Origin of the sequence: Variovorax sp. J2P1-31 (genome assembly GCF_030317215.1) — a bacterium.
In the GTDB taxonomy this organism is placed as follows: Bacteria; Pseudomonadota; Gammaproteobacteria; order Burkholderiales; family Burkholderiaceae_C; genus Variovorax.
In genome coordinates this window covers 1,453,792-1,469,207 of sequence record NZ_JASZYA010000001.1, presented here as the reverse complement: position 1 = coordinate 1,469,207, position 15,416 = coordinate 1,453,792, and the positions used below count along the sequence as shown (strand labels likewise).

Below are 15,416 nucleotides of genomic sequence, written 5' to 3'. Positions count from 1 at the left end.
GGCGGGGCCGAAAGCGGACGCTCAACGTGGAAGCTCAGCGGTGGGCGAAGCCTCCCGCTGCAGTAAAAGGTTAGACCGCATTCGCTGTACTCCACTGCGCATTGAGCAGAGCGTACTGAAGGAGGTCGTGGTGCCGGCCCGCCCAGTAGCCAGCCTCCCGTTGTCGCCCTTCCTGCAGGAATCCGAGCGCCTCGAGTAAGGCCAGAGAGGCCGTGTTGTCAGGGTGTACCTGCGCCTCGATTCGATTCAATTGCACCTCTCGGAAACCCCAACTGATGATCGCTTCTAGAGCTTCCTTCACGTATCCGCGGCCCTGATACGCCGGAGCGATTTCGTAGCCGATGATGCAGGATCTCCAGTTTCGATTCCAGCGAAACAAGCCGCATGTACCGATCAGTCCTGGCTGACCTCTCAACTCCACGGCCCAGCGTGCACCAGAAACCGGCTCTTTCCGCCAACTGGCAAACGTAGCGACCAACTTCGCGGCGCCGTCAAGATCGCGAATCGGATCCGATCCAAACCATCTCATGTACTCGGCGTCGCCATGAATTCGAAGAATATTTTCCGCATTCGATTCCACGATCTCACGCAGCATGAGTCGGGATGTCTCCAGCGCTGGAAAATCGAGCATAAGCTAACTGCGGTCTAACTTTGTTGTATCCCGCACTTCTGCGAACTTTGCAGATCGCCTGTGGGATCACATTGGCGGCAGAACGCCTGAATGTCTTTCATGGTCAATGCCTTAAAGCGATGTACTGCGTGAACGTGCAGATATAACAGATTTCGACAAAATCGCCGACCGCCGACCGCCGACCGCCGACCACCGTTCGGCTGAAGCGAACATTTGACCGTCGGCAACGACCGCTTCTGGCCGACTGTAGTCATCACACCACCGAGAGCACGACCCAAGTGCCACGCCCCCCTGAAATCTAGCCGCCCAATGCCAAAGTAAATGAGACATGCCCGGGAATTCCAGCTCGAGCGCGACACGGCATCCAAGCTCGGTGAATCCTCCGGCCGCATGCACTCGACGCCAAAGGCAGGCACGCCTCCTCACTGAAAAGCGGCAGCGGTCGAATGCACGGCCCCCTGGCTTTCATCCATCCCATGAATGGCCTCATACACCTCGGCCTCGATCTCGATCAGCGCCTTCTGCCCGCGCACCCGCGCCCTCGGCACCGTCACGTCGAAGATGCGATGGATGCGCCCCGGCCGCGGCGACATCAGCACCACGCGGTCGGCCAGGAACACAGCCTCGCCCACGTCGTGCGTCACGAAGACGATGGTGCGCCGTTCGCGCGCCCACAGGCGCAGCAGGTCCTCCTGCAGCGCGATGCGCGTGAGGTGGTCGACCGCGCCGAAGGGCTCGTCCATCAGCAGCACCTCGGGGTTGTTGGCCAGCGCGCGCGCGATGCCCGCGCGCTGGCGCATGCCGCCCGAGAGTTGGTGCGGATACGCGTCCTCGAAGCCGGCCAGGCCCACGCGCGCCAGGCTGGCGATCGCGCGCTCTCGACGCTCGCGCCGGCCCAGCCCGCGCAGCTCGGGGCCGAAGCCGACGTTCTGCGCGATGCTGCGCCAGGGGAACAGCGCCGGGTCCTGGAACACCAGGCCGCGGCGCGGGTCGGGGCCCGCGATGGGCTGGCCGTCGAACAGCGCGGTGCCGGTGCTCGGGCGCTCCAGTCCCGCAAGGATGTCGAGCAGCGTGCTCTTGCCGCAGCCGCTCGCGCCCAGCAGGCAGAGGAACTCGCCGGCGCGCACGCGCAGGTTCACGTCTTCCAGCGCGGTGACGGGCACGGCGCCCGCGAAGACCTTGCCCAGCGATTCGAGTACGAATTCCGCCATGGATGCCGCGCGCTCAGGGCGCCGGGGTCTTGGGGATGAACGCAAGGTTCACGAACTTCGCGGCGTCGTAGAGCTCCTTCTGGAAGCCCAGCGCCAGCTGGATCTTCTGCGTTTCCTGCACTTCCTCCAGCGACACCTTGGGGTCGTTGGCCCAGATCGGCAGCTCGCGCTGCACCGCGGCATCGGCCACCTTCGGGTCCACGCCCAGGCGCTTCGCGTAGAAGGCCTTGTACTCGTCGAGGTGGGCCTTGGCGTATTCGTTGGACTTGAAGTACGCGCGCAGGAACTTCTCGACGCCTTGCGGAGAATTCGCGATGAACCGGTTGTTGGCCACGATCACGCCGGTGTGGAAGCGCGGCAGGTAGTCGTAGCCGGCCGCCAGCACCTTGCCCTTGCCGGTCGCCTCGGCCAGCGAGGCGAAGGGCTCGTGCAGGATGGTGGCGCTGACCGAGCCGTTCTCCACCGTGGCGAGCGCGGCGGCGTTGACGCCGTTGGCCACGAAGGACACGCTGTCCAGCGGCACGCCCTCCTTCGACAGGATGGTGCGCGCATACACGTCCAGGCCGGTGCCGAAGGCGGCCGCGCCCACCGTCTTGCCCTTGAGCGCGGCCACCGAGGCCACGTCGGGCGCGCCCACGAGGTAGAACGGACCGACATGGCGGAACATCGACGCGACGATGCTCAGCGGCACGCCCTTGCCGGCCGCGACGATCGCGCCCGTGGTGTTCCAGTCGGCGATGTCGATGTCGCCGCTGGCCAGGCCCGAGATCGCATCCTGCGTGTTGATGAACTCGAGCGCCAGGCCTTCGTCCTTGAAGAAGCCCTTCTCGATGCCGAGCTGCACGCCCAGGCCGGTGACACCGGGGTAGCCGGCGTAGCGCAACTTCAGCGGCGCAGCCTCGGCGGCCGGTACGGCCACGGGCGCCTTCGCCTCGGGCTCGCTGCGCGAGCACGCGGCCAGGATGGCGATGCCCACGCCGACGGCGACCAGGCGGGCCCAGCGGATTCGGCGAGCGCGGGCGATGAAAGGGATGGAGGTCATGGATCTGTCGAACAGGGAAAAGAAAAGAATGCGCAGGGCCTCAGGCAGGCCGCCAGCGCAGGAACAGCAGTCGCTCGAGCAGGTCGAGCGCGGCGATCATGGCCACGGCCAGCACCGTCACCAGCCCGATCAGCGCGAAGGTCTCGGCCGTGTCGAGCGAGGCGGTCGAGCGCGTGATGAGGTTGCCCAGCCCCTCCTTGGACGAGAGCATTTCCGCGAACAGCGCCCCCACCAGCCCCACCGAGGCCGAGACGCGCAGCGCCGCGAAGAGGGTCGGCACGGCCGAGGGCAGGATCACCTTCCAGACGGTCTGCAGCGTCGAGGCCCGGAAGGCGCGCGCCACCTTCAGGTGCTCGCGGCGCGTCTGCTTGATGCCGGCGATGGTGCTGTAGAGGATCTGGAACACCGAGAACAGGAAGACGATCGCCACCTTGTGGCTGAAGCCGATGCCCAGCCACAGCGCGAGCAGCGGCACGATGGCGACCTTGGGCACCGACATCAGCGCCGCCATGAAGGGTTGCGCAAAACGTTCCGCCGAGGGCGTGAGCACCAGCAGCACGCCGAAGCCGATGCCAGCGACGACCGCCGCCGCATAGCCCACGGCGAACTCCGCCAGCGTGACGCCCGTGTGATGCAACAACTGGCCGCGCGTGAGCATCGGCACGAAGCGCTCGAAGATGGCCGTGGGCGCCGGCAGGTAGAGCGCGCTCACGGCGCCAGCGCGGACCGCGGCCTCCCAGACACCCAGCAGCGCCAGCGCGGTGGCCACCTGCGCGAGCACGATGCCCCAGCCCCCGAAGCCCGGACGCGTGCCCGGCTTCCTTTTCGACTCAGACCACACGGTGGTGCGTTTCGGTGATGCGGCCGAACTCGGCATCGGCGGTGCGCACGCCCTCGAAGCGGTTGGCCGGCTTGTCGGTGCGGCCGAAGTGCGCGCCGAAGGTGCTGCCGCTGTAGTCCTCGCGGAACAGGCCGCGCGCACGCAGGATCGGCAGCACCAGTTCGACGAAATCGTCCAGCCCCGCGGGCAGGTGCGGCGGGCAGATGTTGAAGCCGTCGGCCGCGCCGTTCTCGAACCAGTGCTGGATGGTGTCGGCGACCTCCTCGGCGCTGCCGATGGCCAGGAAGTGGCCGCGACCGCGCGCGATCGCGTACTCGAACACATGGCGCACCGTGGGCGCCTCGGTGCGGTTGAGCTGGCGCGCCTGCGTGATGAAGAGCCGCGCCAGCGCGAAGGCCGGATCGGCTTCGTCGAAGGCCGGGAACTGGTCCTCACCCGACAGGCCGGCCAGCGGCACGCGCAGGTCGCGCTCGAGCGCGGCCGTGTCGAGCTTGGCGGCGATCAGCGCGCTGAGCCGCTGGTAGAGCGCATAGGCCTCCTCGCTGGTGCGGCCGATGTAGGGCACCAGCCCGGGGAGCACCGACACGTCGTCCGCCGCGCGGCCGCTGGCCACCGCGCCGGCCTTGATTTCCTGGTAGAAGCCCTGCGCCGCCTCGAAGGTGGGCACGCCCGCGAACACCACCGTCGAGCGTGCGGCACCGAAGGTCCGCGAGCGCGGCGAGGTGCCGGCGTTCACCAGCGGGATCTGCCCTTGCGGCGGACGCGCGACGTTGAGCGGTCCCTTGACCTGGAAGAAGCTGCCCTCGTGTTCGATGGTATGCAGCTTCGCGGGGTCGACCAGCAGGCCGGCTTCCTGGTCGCCGACCAGCGCGTCGTCTTCCCACGAGTCCCACAGCTGCGAGACCACGTCCACCAGTTCCTCCGCACAGTCGTAGCGGCGGCTGTTGTCCCAGTGATGGTCGCGACTGAAATTCTTCGCGGCGCGCTCGTCGGCGCCGGTGACCACGTTCCATGCGAGCCGGCCGCCACTCAGGTGGTCGAGCGAGGCGGTCTGGCGCGCGATGTGGTACGGGTCGGCGTAGGTGGTGTTGGCGGTGGCGATCAGCCCGATGCGCTGGGTGTGCGCGGCCACGTAGCCGAGCATCGTGAAGGGCTCCAGGCGCACGGTCTGCGACGGAAACACGTACTGCTGCTCGGCGCTGGTGGCGAGCGCGTCGCCGAGGAAGAAGAAATCGAACTTGGCGTCTTCCGCCTTGCGCGCGATCGACGCGATGAAGGCGGGATCGTGCGAGGCCTTCGGGTCCACACCGGTCAGTCGCCAGGCGCCGGGGTGGTAGCCGATGGAGAACAGGAAGATGCCGAAGTGAAGTTGACGCGGGGAAGAGGAAAGGCTCGGCATCCGAAGAAGGGTCGCTGGTGGAGAGAAACCGGCAAGTCTCCCCCGCCCACAGGACTGCGAGGAACGCAGATTTCCGCATGTGCACAGACGGTTTTCCAGCTTGGCCGGCCCTTTGCCGCCGAGCGGCTACCCGATCGTCGTTTCTCGCACATGCGAACAAACACCAATAAGACGTTCCTTTACCGAATCTTATGATTCACTTGCAGGACATCATCTGTACATACAGAACACATAGTTCATCTGCAAATCACTCGACGCACAGACGGTGCTGCTCCCCCTACTGCTTCAGAAAGGCTTTACTCGTGACCACTCGATTCACTCGACGCGCCTGGGCTCTGGCCGTGGCGACTTCCACCTGTCTTTCACTGCCAGGCCTGGCCAGCGCCCAAGGCGGCGAGTACCCGGCACGGCCCATCGAACTGGTCGTGCCCTACCCCGCGGGCGGCGGGACCGACGTGCTGGCGCGCGCCTTCGCGCAGGTCGCGACCTCCTACCTCTCCCAACCGCTGATCGTCATCAACAAGTCCGGCGCCGCCGGCGCCATCGGATGGTCTTATGTGACGCACAGTCCGCCCGACGGCTACCGCATCGTCATCCTCGCGACCGACCTCGTGGTGCAGGCCAACATGGGCTACACCAAGATCACCTACCGCGACTTCGCGCCCATCGCCCGGCTCAACTTCGACCCAGCGGGTTTCTCGGTCAAGGCCGACTCCCCCTGGAATTCGGTCGCCGAGGTGCTGGCCGCGGCGAAGAAGGGTGGCTTGAGCGTGGGCAACGGCGGCACCGGCGGCGCCTACCACCTGGCGGCCGCGGCGCTGGAAAAGCAGGCCGGGGTGGCGTTCACGCACATCCCCTACCAGGGGGCCGGGCCCTCGGCACTCGCCCTGCTGGGCGGCCACATCCAGGCCACCACGATCGCCGGCGCGGAGGTCTGGCCCTATGTGACCGGCGGCAAGGTCAAGATCCTCGGCATGATGTCGCAGACGCGAACCGAAGGCTACGAGCACATTCCCACGCTCAAGGAACAGGGCTACGACATCCAACTGGGCGCGTTCCGCGGCCTTGCCGCGCACAAGGACACGCCGCCGGCGATCATGGCGACGCTGCGACAGGTGGCGGCCAAGGTCGCGGCCGACCCGCAGTTCCAGGATGCGCTCAAGAAGCAGAACATGGGCTACGCCTACGCCGACGGCCCGGCCTTTCAGGAGGCGTTGGCCAAGGACCATGCCTTCTATGCCGAGCTGATCGAGAAGGCCGGGCTGAAGGGCAAGCCGTAGGCCCTCGCGCCGAAGGCGGTGCCCTGCCCTCAGGTCAGATTCAAGCCGCCGTCCGACAGCAGCACTTCGCCGGTGAGATAGTCGGACGCCACCAGCATGAGCACCGCATGCGCGATGTCGTCCGGACTCGCCGCACGGCGCATCGGAGCGCGCTCGCGCCACAAGGCCTGTGCCGCGGTCCAGTCGGCGGTCAGCGGCGTGTCGACCAGGCCCGGCGCCACGGCGTTGACGCGAATGTCCGGACCGAGCGACAGCGCGAGCAGGCGTGTCAGGTGATTGAGCGCGGCCTTGCTCACCGCATAGGGAATGGATGCCCCCTTGGGGCGGACGCCCGCGTGCGAGCTGATGTTCACGACGCAGCCCGCGCGGCGGCAGCGAGCCGCCTCGCGCAAGGCCGACTCGGCCAGCGCGACGAGATGGAAAGGCGCCACGACGTTGACTTCATGCAGCTCGTGCCACACCGCCGACGTGGCGGCGGCAAGGTCGTCGTGCGGAATCACCTTGCTGATGCCCGCATTGTTCACCAGCACATCGAGCTGACCCCATGCCGCGATGGCCTCGCGGACCAGGCGAACCCGATCGGCTTCCAGGGCCAGGTCGGCCTGCACATAGACCGCCTGCGGCAATTCGGCGGCCATCGCATGTCCCGTCTTCGCGGAACTGCGCGAATGAAGAACCACCGCATGGCCGGCGTGACTGAGCCTGCGCGCGATCGCGGCCCCGATGCCGGAAGTGGATCCGGTGACCAATGCGACACGAAGCGCGCCATCCCTTGTTGGATTGACATTCATCTGGAAGATCTCTTAGGGGTTGCCATCAAGCCCACCACCGCCGCGCGCCTGTGCGGGCTGGGTGGGAGCACTGAAGCCTGCCGACTTCATCGCGTCGACGAAGCCAAGGGCCGTTCGGTCAACGGCCGGGGCGGGCAGGCATGGCCCTGTCGTACGGGCCAAGGATCGGGCGCCGTGTCTGGCGCCGGTCGATCTTGCCAGAGTCTGCCGGATCCTGCGGGCGAAGTTCAGCGGCGCGGCCGCAAGGAACACCTGCGCGAGCACCGCGGTGTGGAGACACCGCGTGCGCACAAGACAGGGGCAGCGGAGGCCCTGTCAGCGCTCGATCGCGGCCGGGAACGGGAGCCCCTGGACGGCAGCGCAGTGCTGCAACGCCGCCACGACCTCGTCACGCAGCGGGACACCGGAACGCAGACGGCTGGAGGCGTTCTCGGCCGCACGCTGCCCCGGCAACCGCACCGCCTCAACGCCTGGCTGCGGCGGATTCGTCCGGCAGGCCTCGACGATCCAGTCCATCTGGCGGACGTACTCGCCCCGACCCGCATAGGCCTCGAGGTCGTGCAATTGAAGGTGGACGTTGGCGCACCAGCCCCCTTCGAGCAGGTCGGGGTCGGCGCGGCCGTAGCCGCCCAGTGCGCTGGTCAGCGCCTCGACGTAGAGCGCCATGCCGTAGCCCTTGTGGCCCGCCGAGATGCCGCCCAGCGGCAGCAAGGTGCCCGGGGGCTGCGTCGACAGCACCGCGGGGTCGCGCGACGGCGCGCCGGCCGCATCGAGCATGCAGTCTTCCGGGAACATCTGGCCGGCCGCGTCGAGGCGGCGCACCATGCTGTTGGTGGTGATGGAGGACGAGATGTCGACCAGCACCGGAGGGCCCGAGGTGGGCAGCCCCATCGCCATCGGGTTGGGCGTGAAGACGGCCCGGGTGCCGCCATGCGGTGCCACGGTGCGCACGGTGGGGTCGGAGCTGGCGATGAAGGCCATGAAGCCCTCTTCCGTGGCCTTGCGCAGGTAGGACGCCAGGCACGCGATGTGGTGGCTGTTGCGCAGCACCAGCGAGGCCGTGCCGTAGCGCCTGGCCTTGGGCTTGAGCGCTTCGAGCGCCTCCAGCATCAGCCAGGGCCCGGGCAGCCGGTGGCCGTCCCAGACGGCGACCGCGGCCCGGTCCTGCAGCACCTCGGGCTCGCCGGCCACCTGCATGAAGCCCTTGGCGATCTGGTCCATGTAGGGCGCCAGCAGCGCGAGGCCGTGGGTGTCGTGGCCCAGCAGGTCGCCGTCGAGCAGCGTGTCCGCGACGGCGGCGGCCTTCTCCGGCGGCATCGACGCGGACTGGAGCAGGTCCCGTGCGAAGGCGGCCAGGGCTGGCGCGGGATAGCGTGGCGGCGAAGTCATGCGGACCTCATGGCTTCAGAGGCCATGGCGCAGCAGGCCGCGCGCGGCGAGGTTGTTGACCAGCGCCCGCACGCCGAAGGTCCAGGGCGCCGCATCGTTGCAATGCCGGACCTCGTTCACCAGTTCGCCCAGCCACTGCGCGCGCACGCTGACGTGGTCGCCCACCTGGTGCGTGAAGCCCTTGCCCTTAGCTCCGCGGTCTTGCGTGGGCGCGAACATCGTGCCCAGGAACAGCAGCATGCCGTCGGGGTACTGGTGGCTGCCCATGGTCTGCGCGACGAGCTCCAGCGGGTCGCGGCTGATCTTCTCGAGCGAGCTGCTGCCTTCGAGCACGAAGCCGTCCAGGCCCGTGACGGTCATCCGGACCTGCTCCTGCCGGACCTGGTCCAGACCGTAGTGCGCGTCGAAGAGACGGATGAAGGGACCGATCGAACAGGTGGCGTTGTTGTCCTTCGCCTTGCCCAGCAGCAGCGCGCTGCGGCCTTCGATGTCGCGGTGGTTCACGTCGTTGCCCAGCGTGGCGCCCACGATGCGTGCGCGGCTGTTCACCGCCAGCACGACTTCGGGCTCTGGGTTGTTCCAGACCGAATCCGCGCGGATGCCGACGTGGTCGCCATAGCCCACCGCCGCGAGCACCGGCGCCTTGGTGAAGACCTCGGCATCGGGCCCGATGCCGACCTCCAGATACTGCGACCACATCCCCTTCTCCACCAGCAACGCCTTGAGCTTCATGGCCTCGTCGCTGCCCGGTTTCAGGCCCTCGAGCCTGGCGCCCACCACACTCAGCACCTGGTCGCGAAAGCGGGCCGACAGCACCGGGTCGCCCGCGCCATGCTCCTCGATCAGCCGTTCGATCAGGCTCTCGGCGAAGGTCACGCCCGAGGCCTTGACCACCTGCAGGTCGCAGGGGGCCAGGAAGAAGGGCTTCGAGGCGTCGCGTTGCGCCACGATGCTGTTCGCGACGATCTCGGCCAGGCCCGCGACCCTCACGCCCGCGGCAGCGCGCGCGCTGTCCGCCGGAGATTCGGTCTCGAGCAGGCTGCTCATGGTCGGGAAGGTTTCGGAGATGTCGTGCACGCCGTCTTCGCGGATCGCGACGACGCTGGGGCCGGCATGGACACCGGGCTGCCAGATGCGTGCCACCAGCGTGCCCGCGCAGCCGTCGGCCGGCAGGAAGCGTTCGAGGATGGCGGCGGAGGATGGGGAGTTTGCGTTCATGTTCAAGGTCTTGTCTGGACTGTCGGTTCGAATGCGATGTCTCTGTCGAGCGGGAACATCGGCCCGCGCAGCGACTTGTAGGGCAGGCGCGTCACGTTGGACGCGGCCACGCCCGGGGTGTCGACATAGATGCTGTCGATGCACCAGGGCTCGAAGGCCACGCGCCACGCCGAACCCGACTTGGCGACGATGAAGCGCTGCGCCTTCGGGTCGATGCCCAGCACCGTGAGGTGGTCGCTGTCGAAGGGCATGACCCGCTCCGTGGTCAGCACGACGGTGACACGCCCGGTCTGCACGAGGGCTGTCAGGCCCATGCGCACGGTCTGGCCCGTCATGTAGGGGCCCGTGCGCTGGTAGCTGATGTCCCGCACATCGGACACCGTGCCTTCGAGGTGCACCGGGTCGCCGCTCAGCGGCGTCGAATGGGCGCCCACCAGGCGCGCGAAGCGCGCGCCGACGCCCTGCGCCGCCGCGTGGGCCGCCGCCTGCGGGTCCCACAGCACGACCGTGGCCGGCCCCAGGTCCTCCTTGAGCAGCAGCGCGAGCACATGCGTGCTGTCGCCCGGGCCACCGCCGCCCACGTTGTCCGCGGGCTCCGCGAGCACGACGAGGCCCGGTTTGTGCGCCAGGCCGCGGATGCGCGCGCGCGCCGCATCTTCGTTCTCCAGCCGCGGGACGAAGGCCTCGCGCTGCGCCCAGGCGGACTCGGCGATCCGCTGCACCACCCGCGCCGCGGCGACGCCATCCTCGCCATAGCCGAGCGCGGTGAAGCCGAGGTAAGGCACATCGGCATAGGCGAAGCCGGGCACTACCGAAGCGGTCCAGACCGCCTGCTGTTCCTCCGCGGCATGCGCCAGGCGCAGCAGTCCGGCCATGGGCTCGTCGTGCGTGCTTTGCGCCTGTGGCACGGTGATCAGCGGCAGCCGGGCCCAGGCCTTCTTCGGGCGCCGGCCGGTCGCGAGCATGTGCGCCATCCAGCGGGCCGCCTCGGCGCCGCGCTCGGCCATGTCGACGTGTGGAAAGGTGTCGTAGCCGATCAGCAGGTCCGCGGCCTCGATGGCTGCGTCGCTGAGGTTGGCATGGATGTCGAAGGTCGCCACCAGCGGCAGGCCGGGCCAGCGCGCTTTCACTTCTTCCAGCAGCAGTGCATCGCCGCTCTGCCCATCCTCCAGCACCATGGCGCCGTGCAGCGCCAGGTAGATGCCCTCCAGCACGCCGGCCGATGCCGCGATGTCGTCCAGCAGGACCGTGCTGAACTTCGCATAGGCGGCCAGCGTCACCGGCCCCGAGGGCACGGCGGCGTAGAAGCCGCTCGGCACCGCGTCGAGCCCGGTCTTCCAGGCCTCGCGCAGGAAGCCGCCGATCTCGGTCTCGCTGCCGGCCAGTTCGAGGCGAAGCTTGTGGGCCGGGATGCACTGATACGCCTCGAACTGCGCCACGTCCGCCAGCACCGGGGAGAAGGTGTTGGTCTCGTGCCAGATCCCACCGACGAAGACCTTGCGCTCGGGGCCGGCCATCACGCGGCCCTCCGCAACGGCAGGCAGGCCGGGCCCGAGGGTTCCATGTTCTTGTACCAGAGCAGGAATTCCTGGTGGCCCAGCTGCTCGGACTTGGTCTTCGCGCCGTTGGCCGTGTCGATCACCGCGTCGTAGAGCTGGTCGGCCACGGTCTGGAAGCTCACACGCTCGTCGACGATCGCGCCGGCATTGATGTCCATGTCGCCCGCCATGCGCCGGTAGGTGCTGGGGTTCGAGCAGATCTTGAGCACCGGCGAGAGGGCCGAGCCGACCACCGAGCCGCGGCCGGTGGTGAACAGGATGATCTGGCAGCCGCAGGCGATCATCTCGACGATCTCGGCGGTGTCGTTGACGTCGGGCAGGCCGAACTGCAGCGCGCCGTCGGGGATCATGTCCATCAGGTAGAGGCCGCCCGCCGGCGGGATCTCGCCTGGCTTGATCATGCCCACGATGGGACGCGAGCCGCTCTTGGTGTACGCGCCGATCGACTTCTCCTCGATGGTCGTCAGGCCGCCTTCCACGTTGCCGTCGCCGATGTTGCCGTGGCCGAAGTGCTGGTAGTAGGAGCGGGTCTTGGCCATGGCGGCGCGGATCGCGTCCGCCAGGCCGTCCGACACGGCGCGCTTCGCCATGTGCTCGTCGCAGCCGATGAGTTCGCCCAGCTCCTCGAACATCACGGCGCTGCCCTGGTCCACGAGCTTGTCGAAGGCCAGGCCGACCACCGGGTTCGCGGTCACGCCGCTGAAGCTGTCGGAGCCGCCGCAGGTCGTACCCACGATCAGCTCGCTCAGCGCCATCGGCACCTTCTCGACCGTCGACAGCGTCGCCAGCGTCTGCGCCACCCATTCGCGGCCCTGCTGGATGGTGGAGACGGTGCCCCCGCTGTCCTGGATCACCAGCGTCTTCACCGGCCGGCCCGAGGCGGCGATGGCCTGCTCGAGCGGGCCGCGCTTGAAGCATTCGCAGCCCAGCGACACCAGCAGCACCGCGCCCACGTTGGGGTGCAGGCAGAGCCGCTCCATCATGCGGGTCGCGTAGTCGTTGGAGAAGCAGCCGGCGAAGCCGAGCACATGGGCGCCCTGCTCGCGGAAGGGCAGCGAGATCTCGCGCGCCACATGGTGCGCGCATTCCACCAGGTAGACCACCGCCACATGGTTTCGAATGCCCTTGCGGCCGTCCGATCGCAGGTAGCCGGCCAGGGGGAAGGACTGTGTTTCAACCGTTTTCACATCGCACCTCAGAACGAACCCATGACCGGGTAGGGGCCGCCGATGAACTTCTCGTGCACCTTGGCGAGCGCACCGTTCAGGCGGTAGTAATACAGCGTGGTGTTGAGCCAGTGGAGCAGCTCATGGTCGCCCTTGCGCAGGCCGACCGAGTAGGTCGACTGCGTCAGCACGAACTTCAGCTCGAGCTGTTTCTGCGCACCGCGCTTGACCAGTTCGTTGCCGATGACGGAGCCGGTGGCGATGGCCTCGACCTGCCCGCTCAGCAGCGCGGTGGCCGCGGTGGCGTCGTCGTCGAAGCGGCGGATCACCGCGTCCTTGGGCGCGACGAGCGTGAGCTGCGTGTCCTGCACCGTGCCGCGCACCACCGCCACCGACTTGCCCGCGAGGTCGGCCGGCTTCTCGAACTTCTTCGCCTTCTCCGCCAGCAGCACGATCTGCGTGGCGGCGTAGGGGTTGGAGAACGAGATGGTGCGCGCACGCTCGGGCGTGATGCTGAAGGTCGACACCACCAGGTCGACCTTGTTGGTCAGCAGGTAGGAGATACGGTTGGGCCCCGTCACCGGAACGATCTCCAGCGGCACGCCCAGGCCCGCGGCGATCAGGCCCGCGACTTCCACGTCGACCCCCGTGGGTTTTAGCTGCGCGTCGGTGAAGCCGAAGGGCGCGGTGGTCAGGTCCACGCCGATCAGCACCTTGCCGCGTTTCTGGATCTGGTCCAGCGTCTGGGCCTGGACATGGCACACCATCAACAGCGCCAGCGCGCTGGCGACGATGGCCCGGATGAATTTCAAGATGGACATGGCTGTCTCCTAGACGATGGAAGAAAGAAAACTGTCGAGCTCTTTGGTCTGCGGGCGCGCGAACAGCTCGGCCGTCGGGCCGTGTTCCCAGACCTTGCCCTGGTGCATGAAGACCAGCGTTCGGGCCGCGCGCCTGGCGAAGTTCATCTCGTGCGTGACGAGGATCTGCGTCATGCCTTCGCTGGACAGGCTCTCCATCACCTTCAGGACTTCGCCCGTCAGTTCGGGGTCCAGCGCGGAGGTGACCTCGTCGAACAGGATCACCTTGGGGTTGAGCGCCAGCGCGCGCGCGATCGCCACCCGCTGCTGCTGGCCGCCCGAGAGCTGGCCCGGATAGGCCTTGGCCTTCTCCAGCAGCCCGACCTGCGACAGCACGTGCAGCGCCTTGTCCTGCGCCTGCGCCCGGGGCGTGCCCTGCACCAGCATCGGCGCCAGCGTGATGTTCTTCTCCACGGTCATGTGGGGGAACAGGTTGTAGCCCTGGAACACGATGCCCACGTCGGCCCGCAGCGACTTGAGGTCGCTCTGCGTCGGCGTGATCTGGTGGCGGTCGATGCGGATGCTTCCGGCGTCGATCCTCTCCAGGCCGTTGAGGCAGCGCAGCAAGGTGCTCTTGCCCGAGCCGCTGCGCCCGATGATGGCGGTCATGCCCGCATCGAGGTTCAGGTCGACACCGCGAAGGATGTCCAGGGCACCGAAGGACTTCTTCAAGCCCTTGATTTCAATGAGCGACATGGAGACGCCTTTCCAACCCGCGGCTCAGCAGCGACAGCGGGAAACAGAGGATGAAATAGATCACGCAGATGGCGAAGAACACCGAGAAGGGCTGGTAGGTGGCGTTGTTCACCACCTGGCCGGCGCGCGCGAGTTCGACGATGCCGATGACGGAGGTCAGCGAGGTGTTCTTCACGATCTGCACCATGAAGCCCACCGTCGGCGCCAGCGCGAGCCGCAGGGCCTGCGGCGCGATGACCTGCCGCATCTGCTGGGCCCACGACAGGCCCAGCGTCTCGCCGGCCTCCCATTGCTGCTTCGGTATGGCGTCCACCGCGCCCAGCCAGATCACGCCGATGTTGGCCGAGGCATAGAGCCCGAAGGCGACGGCCGCGGCCAGCAGCGGCGGCACGCTGAAGCCCAGGATGCTCAGCCCGAAGTAGAAGAGGAAGAGTTGCATCAGCACCGGAATGCCCTGCCCCAGCTGCACCCAGACCCGGACCACGGCGCCGCCGAGCCGGCCGCCGCTGAGCTTCAGGATGCAGATCAGCGCGCCGCCGAGCGCACCGCCCGCGAAGGCCACCAGCGACACCAGCACGGTCCAGCGCGCGGCCTCGATGAGGAACAGCAGGTCGGGCCAGCCGAAGGAGCGGGTCATGGCGCGGCCCTTTCTGCAACCAGGCGCCCGCCCGCGCTGTTGCGCAGCAGGAAGCCGCCGATGAGCGAGAACAAGGACTTCATCGCCAGCACCATCGCGAGGTAGACCAGCGAGATGAGCAGGTAGACCTCGAAGCCGCGGAAGCTGGTGGACTGGATCTGGTTGGCGGCCGCGCTGATCTCCTCGGCCGAGATCTGCGAGGTGATGCTGCTGGCCATCAGGATCAGGACGAACTGCGCACTCAGCGCCGGATAGACGCTGCGGAAAGCCTGCGGCAGCACGATGTGCAGGAAGGTCTGGCGGCGGCTCAGGTTCAGCGCGGTCGCCGCCTCGTGCTGGCTCTTCTGGATCGCTTCGAAGCCGGCGCGGAAGATCTCGGCGGTGTAGGCCCCGCAGTTGATGGTCAGCGCCAGCCCGGCCGCGACCATCGGCGTGAGGCTGATGCCCAGCGCCGGCAGGCCGAAGTAGATCAGGAAGGCCTGCGCCAGCAGCGGCGTGTTGCGGATCGCCTCCACGTAGGCGGTGGCGGCGGCCCGGAACGGCAGCCAGGCGCTGTTGCGGCCCAGCGCGCCGACGATGCCGACCAGCGAACCGAGCGCGCATGCCACCACCGTGAGGAACACCGTGGCCTGCAGCCCGCTCCACAGCATCGGCAGGCTGCCCTGCAGCCAGGAGAAATCAAGTGTGTAGTTCATC

15 protein-coding genes are annotated in these 15,416 nt (G+C 67.8%); 1 reads left to right on the top strand and 14 read right to left on the bottom strand.

Annotation, left to right across the window (positions count from 1 at the left end):
• Positions 1-70: 70 nt before the first annotated feature.
• The 5 genes from QTI20_RS06760 to QTI20_RS06740 all read right to left on the bottom strand — a co-directional run bounded on the left by QTI20_RS06760 (position 71) and on the right by QTI20_RS06740 (position 5,124).
• A complete protein-coding gene (locus QTI20_RS06760) occupies positions 71-595 on the bottom strand; it encodes a GNAT family N-acetyltransferase (RefSeq protein WP_286549036.1) in 525 nt (174 codons plus the stop codon).
• Positions 596-1,053: 458 nt separating this feature from the next.
• Positions 1,054-1,842: an ABC transporter ATP-binding protein gene (locus QTI20_RS06755; protein WP_286549038.1), complete on the bottom strand. Its 789-nt coding sequence runs from the start codon at positions 1,840-1,842 to the stop codon at positions 1,054-1,056.
• Between the two features lie 13 nt (positions 1,843-1,855).
• Positions 1,856-2,884, bottom strand: a complete 1,029-nt coding sequence (locus tag QTI20_RS06750) for an ABC transporter substrate-binding protein (protein ID WP_286549040.1) — start codon at positions 2,882-2,884, stop codon at positions 1,856-1,858.
• A gap of 40 nt (positions 2,885-2,924) precedes the next feature.
• Positions 2,925-3,725: an ABC transporter permease gene (locus QTI20_RS06745; protein WP_286549041.1), complete on the bottom strand. Its 801-nt coding sequence runs from the start codon at positions 3,723-3,725 to the stop codon at positions 2,925-2,927.
• Positions 3,715-5,124, bottom strand: a complete 1,410-nt coding sequence (locus QTI20_RS06740) for an NtaA/DmoA family FMN-dependent monooxygenase (protein WP_286549043.1) — start codon at positions 5,122-5,124, stop codon at positions 3,715-3,717. The genes QTI20_RS06745 and QTI20_RS06740 overlap by 11 nt, the downstream gene beginning before the upstream one ends.
• A 341-nt stretch (positions 5,125-5,465) precedes the next feature.
• Here QTI20_RS06740 and QTI20_RS06735 point away from each other — a divergent pair, with 341 nt between their 5' ends.
• Positions 5,466-6,404 (top strand): Bug family tripartite tricarboxylate transporter substrate binding protein, encoded by a 939-nt coding sequence (locus QTI20_RS06735; protein ID WP_286549045.1) that lies wholly within the window; start codon positions 5,466-5,468, stop codon positions 6,402-6,404.
• A 29-nt stretch (positions 6,405-6,433) separates the two neighbouring features.
• Here the strand turns inward: QTI20_RS06735 and QTI20_RS06730 are convergent, their stop codons facing one another.
• From QTI20_RS06730 to QTI20_RS06690, 9 genes are all read right to left on the bottom strand, one after another.
• Complete coding sequence (locus tag QTI20_RS06730) at positions 6,434-7,195, bottom strand: SDR family NAD(P)-dependent oxidoreductase (protein ID WP_286549046.1); 762 nt, start codon at positions 7,193-7,195, stop codon at positions 6,434-6,436.
• A gap of 315 nt (positions 7,196-7,510) precedes the next feature.
• Positions 7,511-8,584 (bottom strand): Ldh family oxidoreductase, encoded by a 1,074-nt coding sequence (locus QTI20_RS06725; RefSeq protein ID WP_286549047.1) that lies wholly within the window; start codon positions 8,582-8,584, stop codon positions 7,511-7,513.
• A 15-nt stretch (positions 8,585-8,599) separates the two neighbouring features.
• Complete coding sequence (locus QTI20_RS06720; protein ID WP_286549048.1) at positions 8,600-9,802, bottom strand: fumarylacetoacetate hydrolase family protein; 1,203 nt, start codon at positions 9,800-9,802, stop codon at positions 8,600-8,602.
• A 2-nt stretch (positions 9,803-9,804) separates the two neighbouring features.
• A complete protein-coding gene (locus tag QTI20_RS06715) occupies positions 9,805-11,319 on the bottom strand; it encodes a M81 family metallopeptidase (RefSeq protein ID WP_286549050.1) in 1,515 nt (504 codons plus the stop codon).
• On the bottom strand, positions 11,319-12,548 hold the full coding sequence (locus tag QTI20_RS06710; RefSeq protein ID WP_286549053.1) for a UxaA family hydrolase: 1,230 nt from the start codon (positions 12,546-12,548) through the stop codon (positions 11,319-11,321). The genes QTI20_RS06715 and QTI20_RS06710 overlap by 1 nt, the downstream gene beginning before the upstream one ends.
• Before the next feature lie 8 nt (positions 12,549-12,556).
• Positions 12,557-13,348, bottom strand: a complete 792-nt coding sequence (locus tag QTI20_RS06705; protein WP_286549055.1) for a transporter substrate-binding domain-containing protein — start codon at positions 13,346-13,348, stop codon at positions 12,557-12,559.
• Between the two features lie 9 nt (positions 13,349-13,357).
• Positions 13,358-14,083: an amino acid ABC transporter ATP-binding protein gene (locus tag QTI20_RS06700; RefSeq protein WP_286549058.1), complete on the bottom strand. Its 726-nt coding sequence runs from the start codon at positions 14,081-14,083 to the stop codon at positions 13,358-13,360.
• On the bottom strand, positions 14,070-14,720 hold the full coding sequence (locus QTI20_RS06695; protein WP_286549060.1) for an amino acid ABC transporter permease: 651 nt from the start codon (positions 14,718-14,720) through the stop codon (positions 14,070-14,072). Before QTI20_RS06695 ends, QTI20_RS06700 begins: the two co-directional genes overlap by 14 nt.
• Positions 14,717-15,415, bottom strand: a complete 699-nt coding sequence (locus QTI20_RS06690) for an amino acid ABC transporter permease (RefSeq protein WP_286549063.1) — start codon at positions 15,413-15,415, stop codon at positions 14,717-14,719. Before QTI20_RS06690 ends, QTI20_RS06695 begins: the two co-directional genes overlap by 4 nt.
• Position 15,416 lies beyond the last annotated feature (1 nt).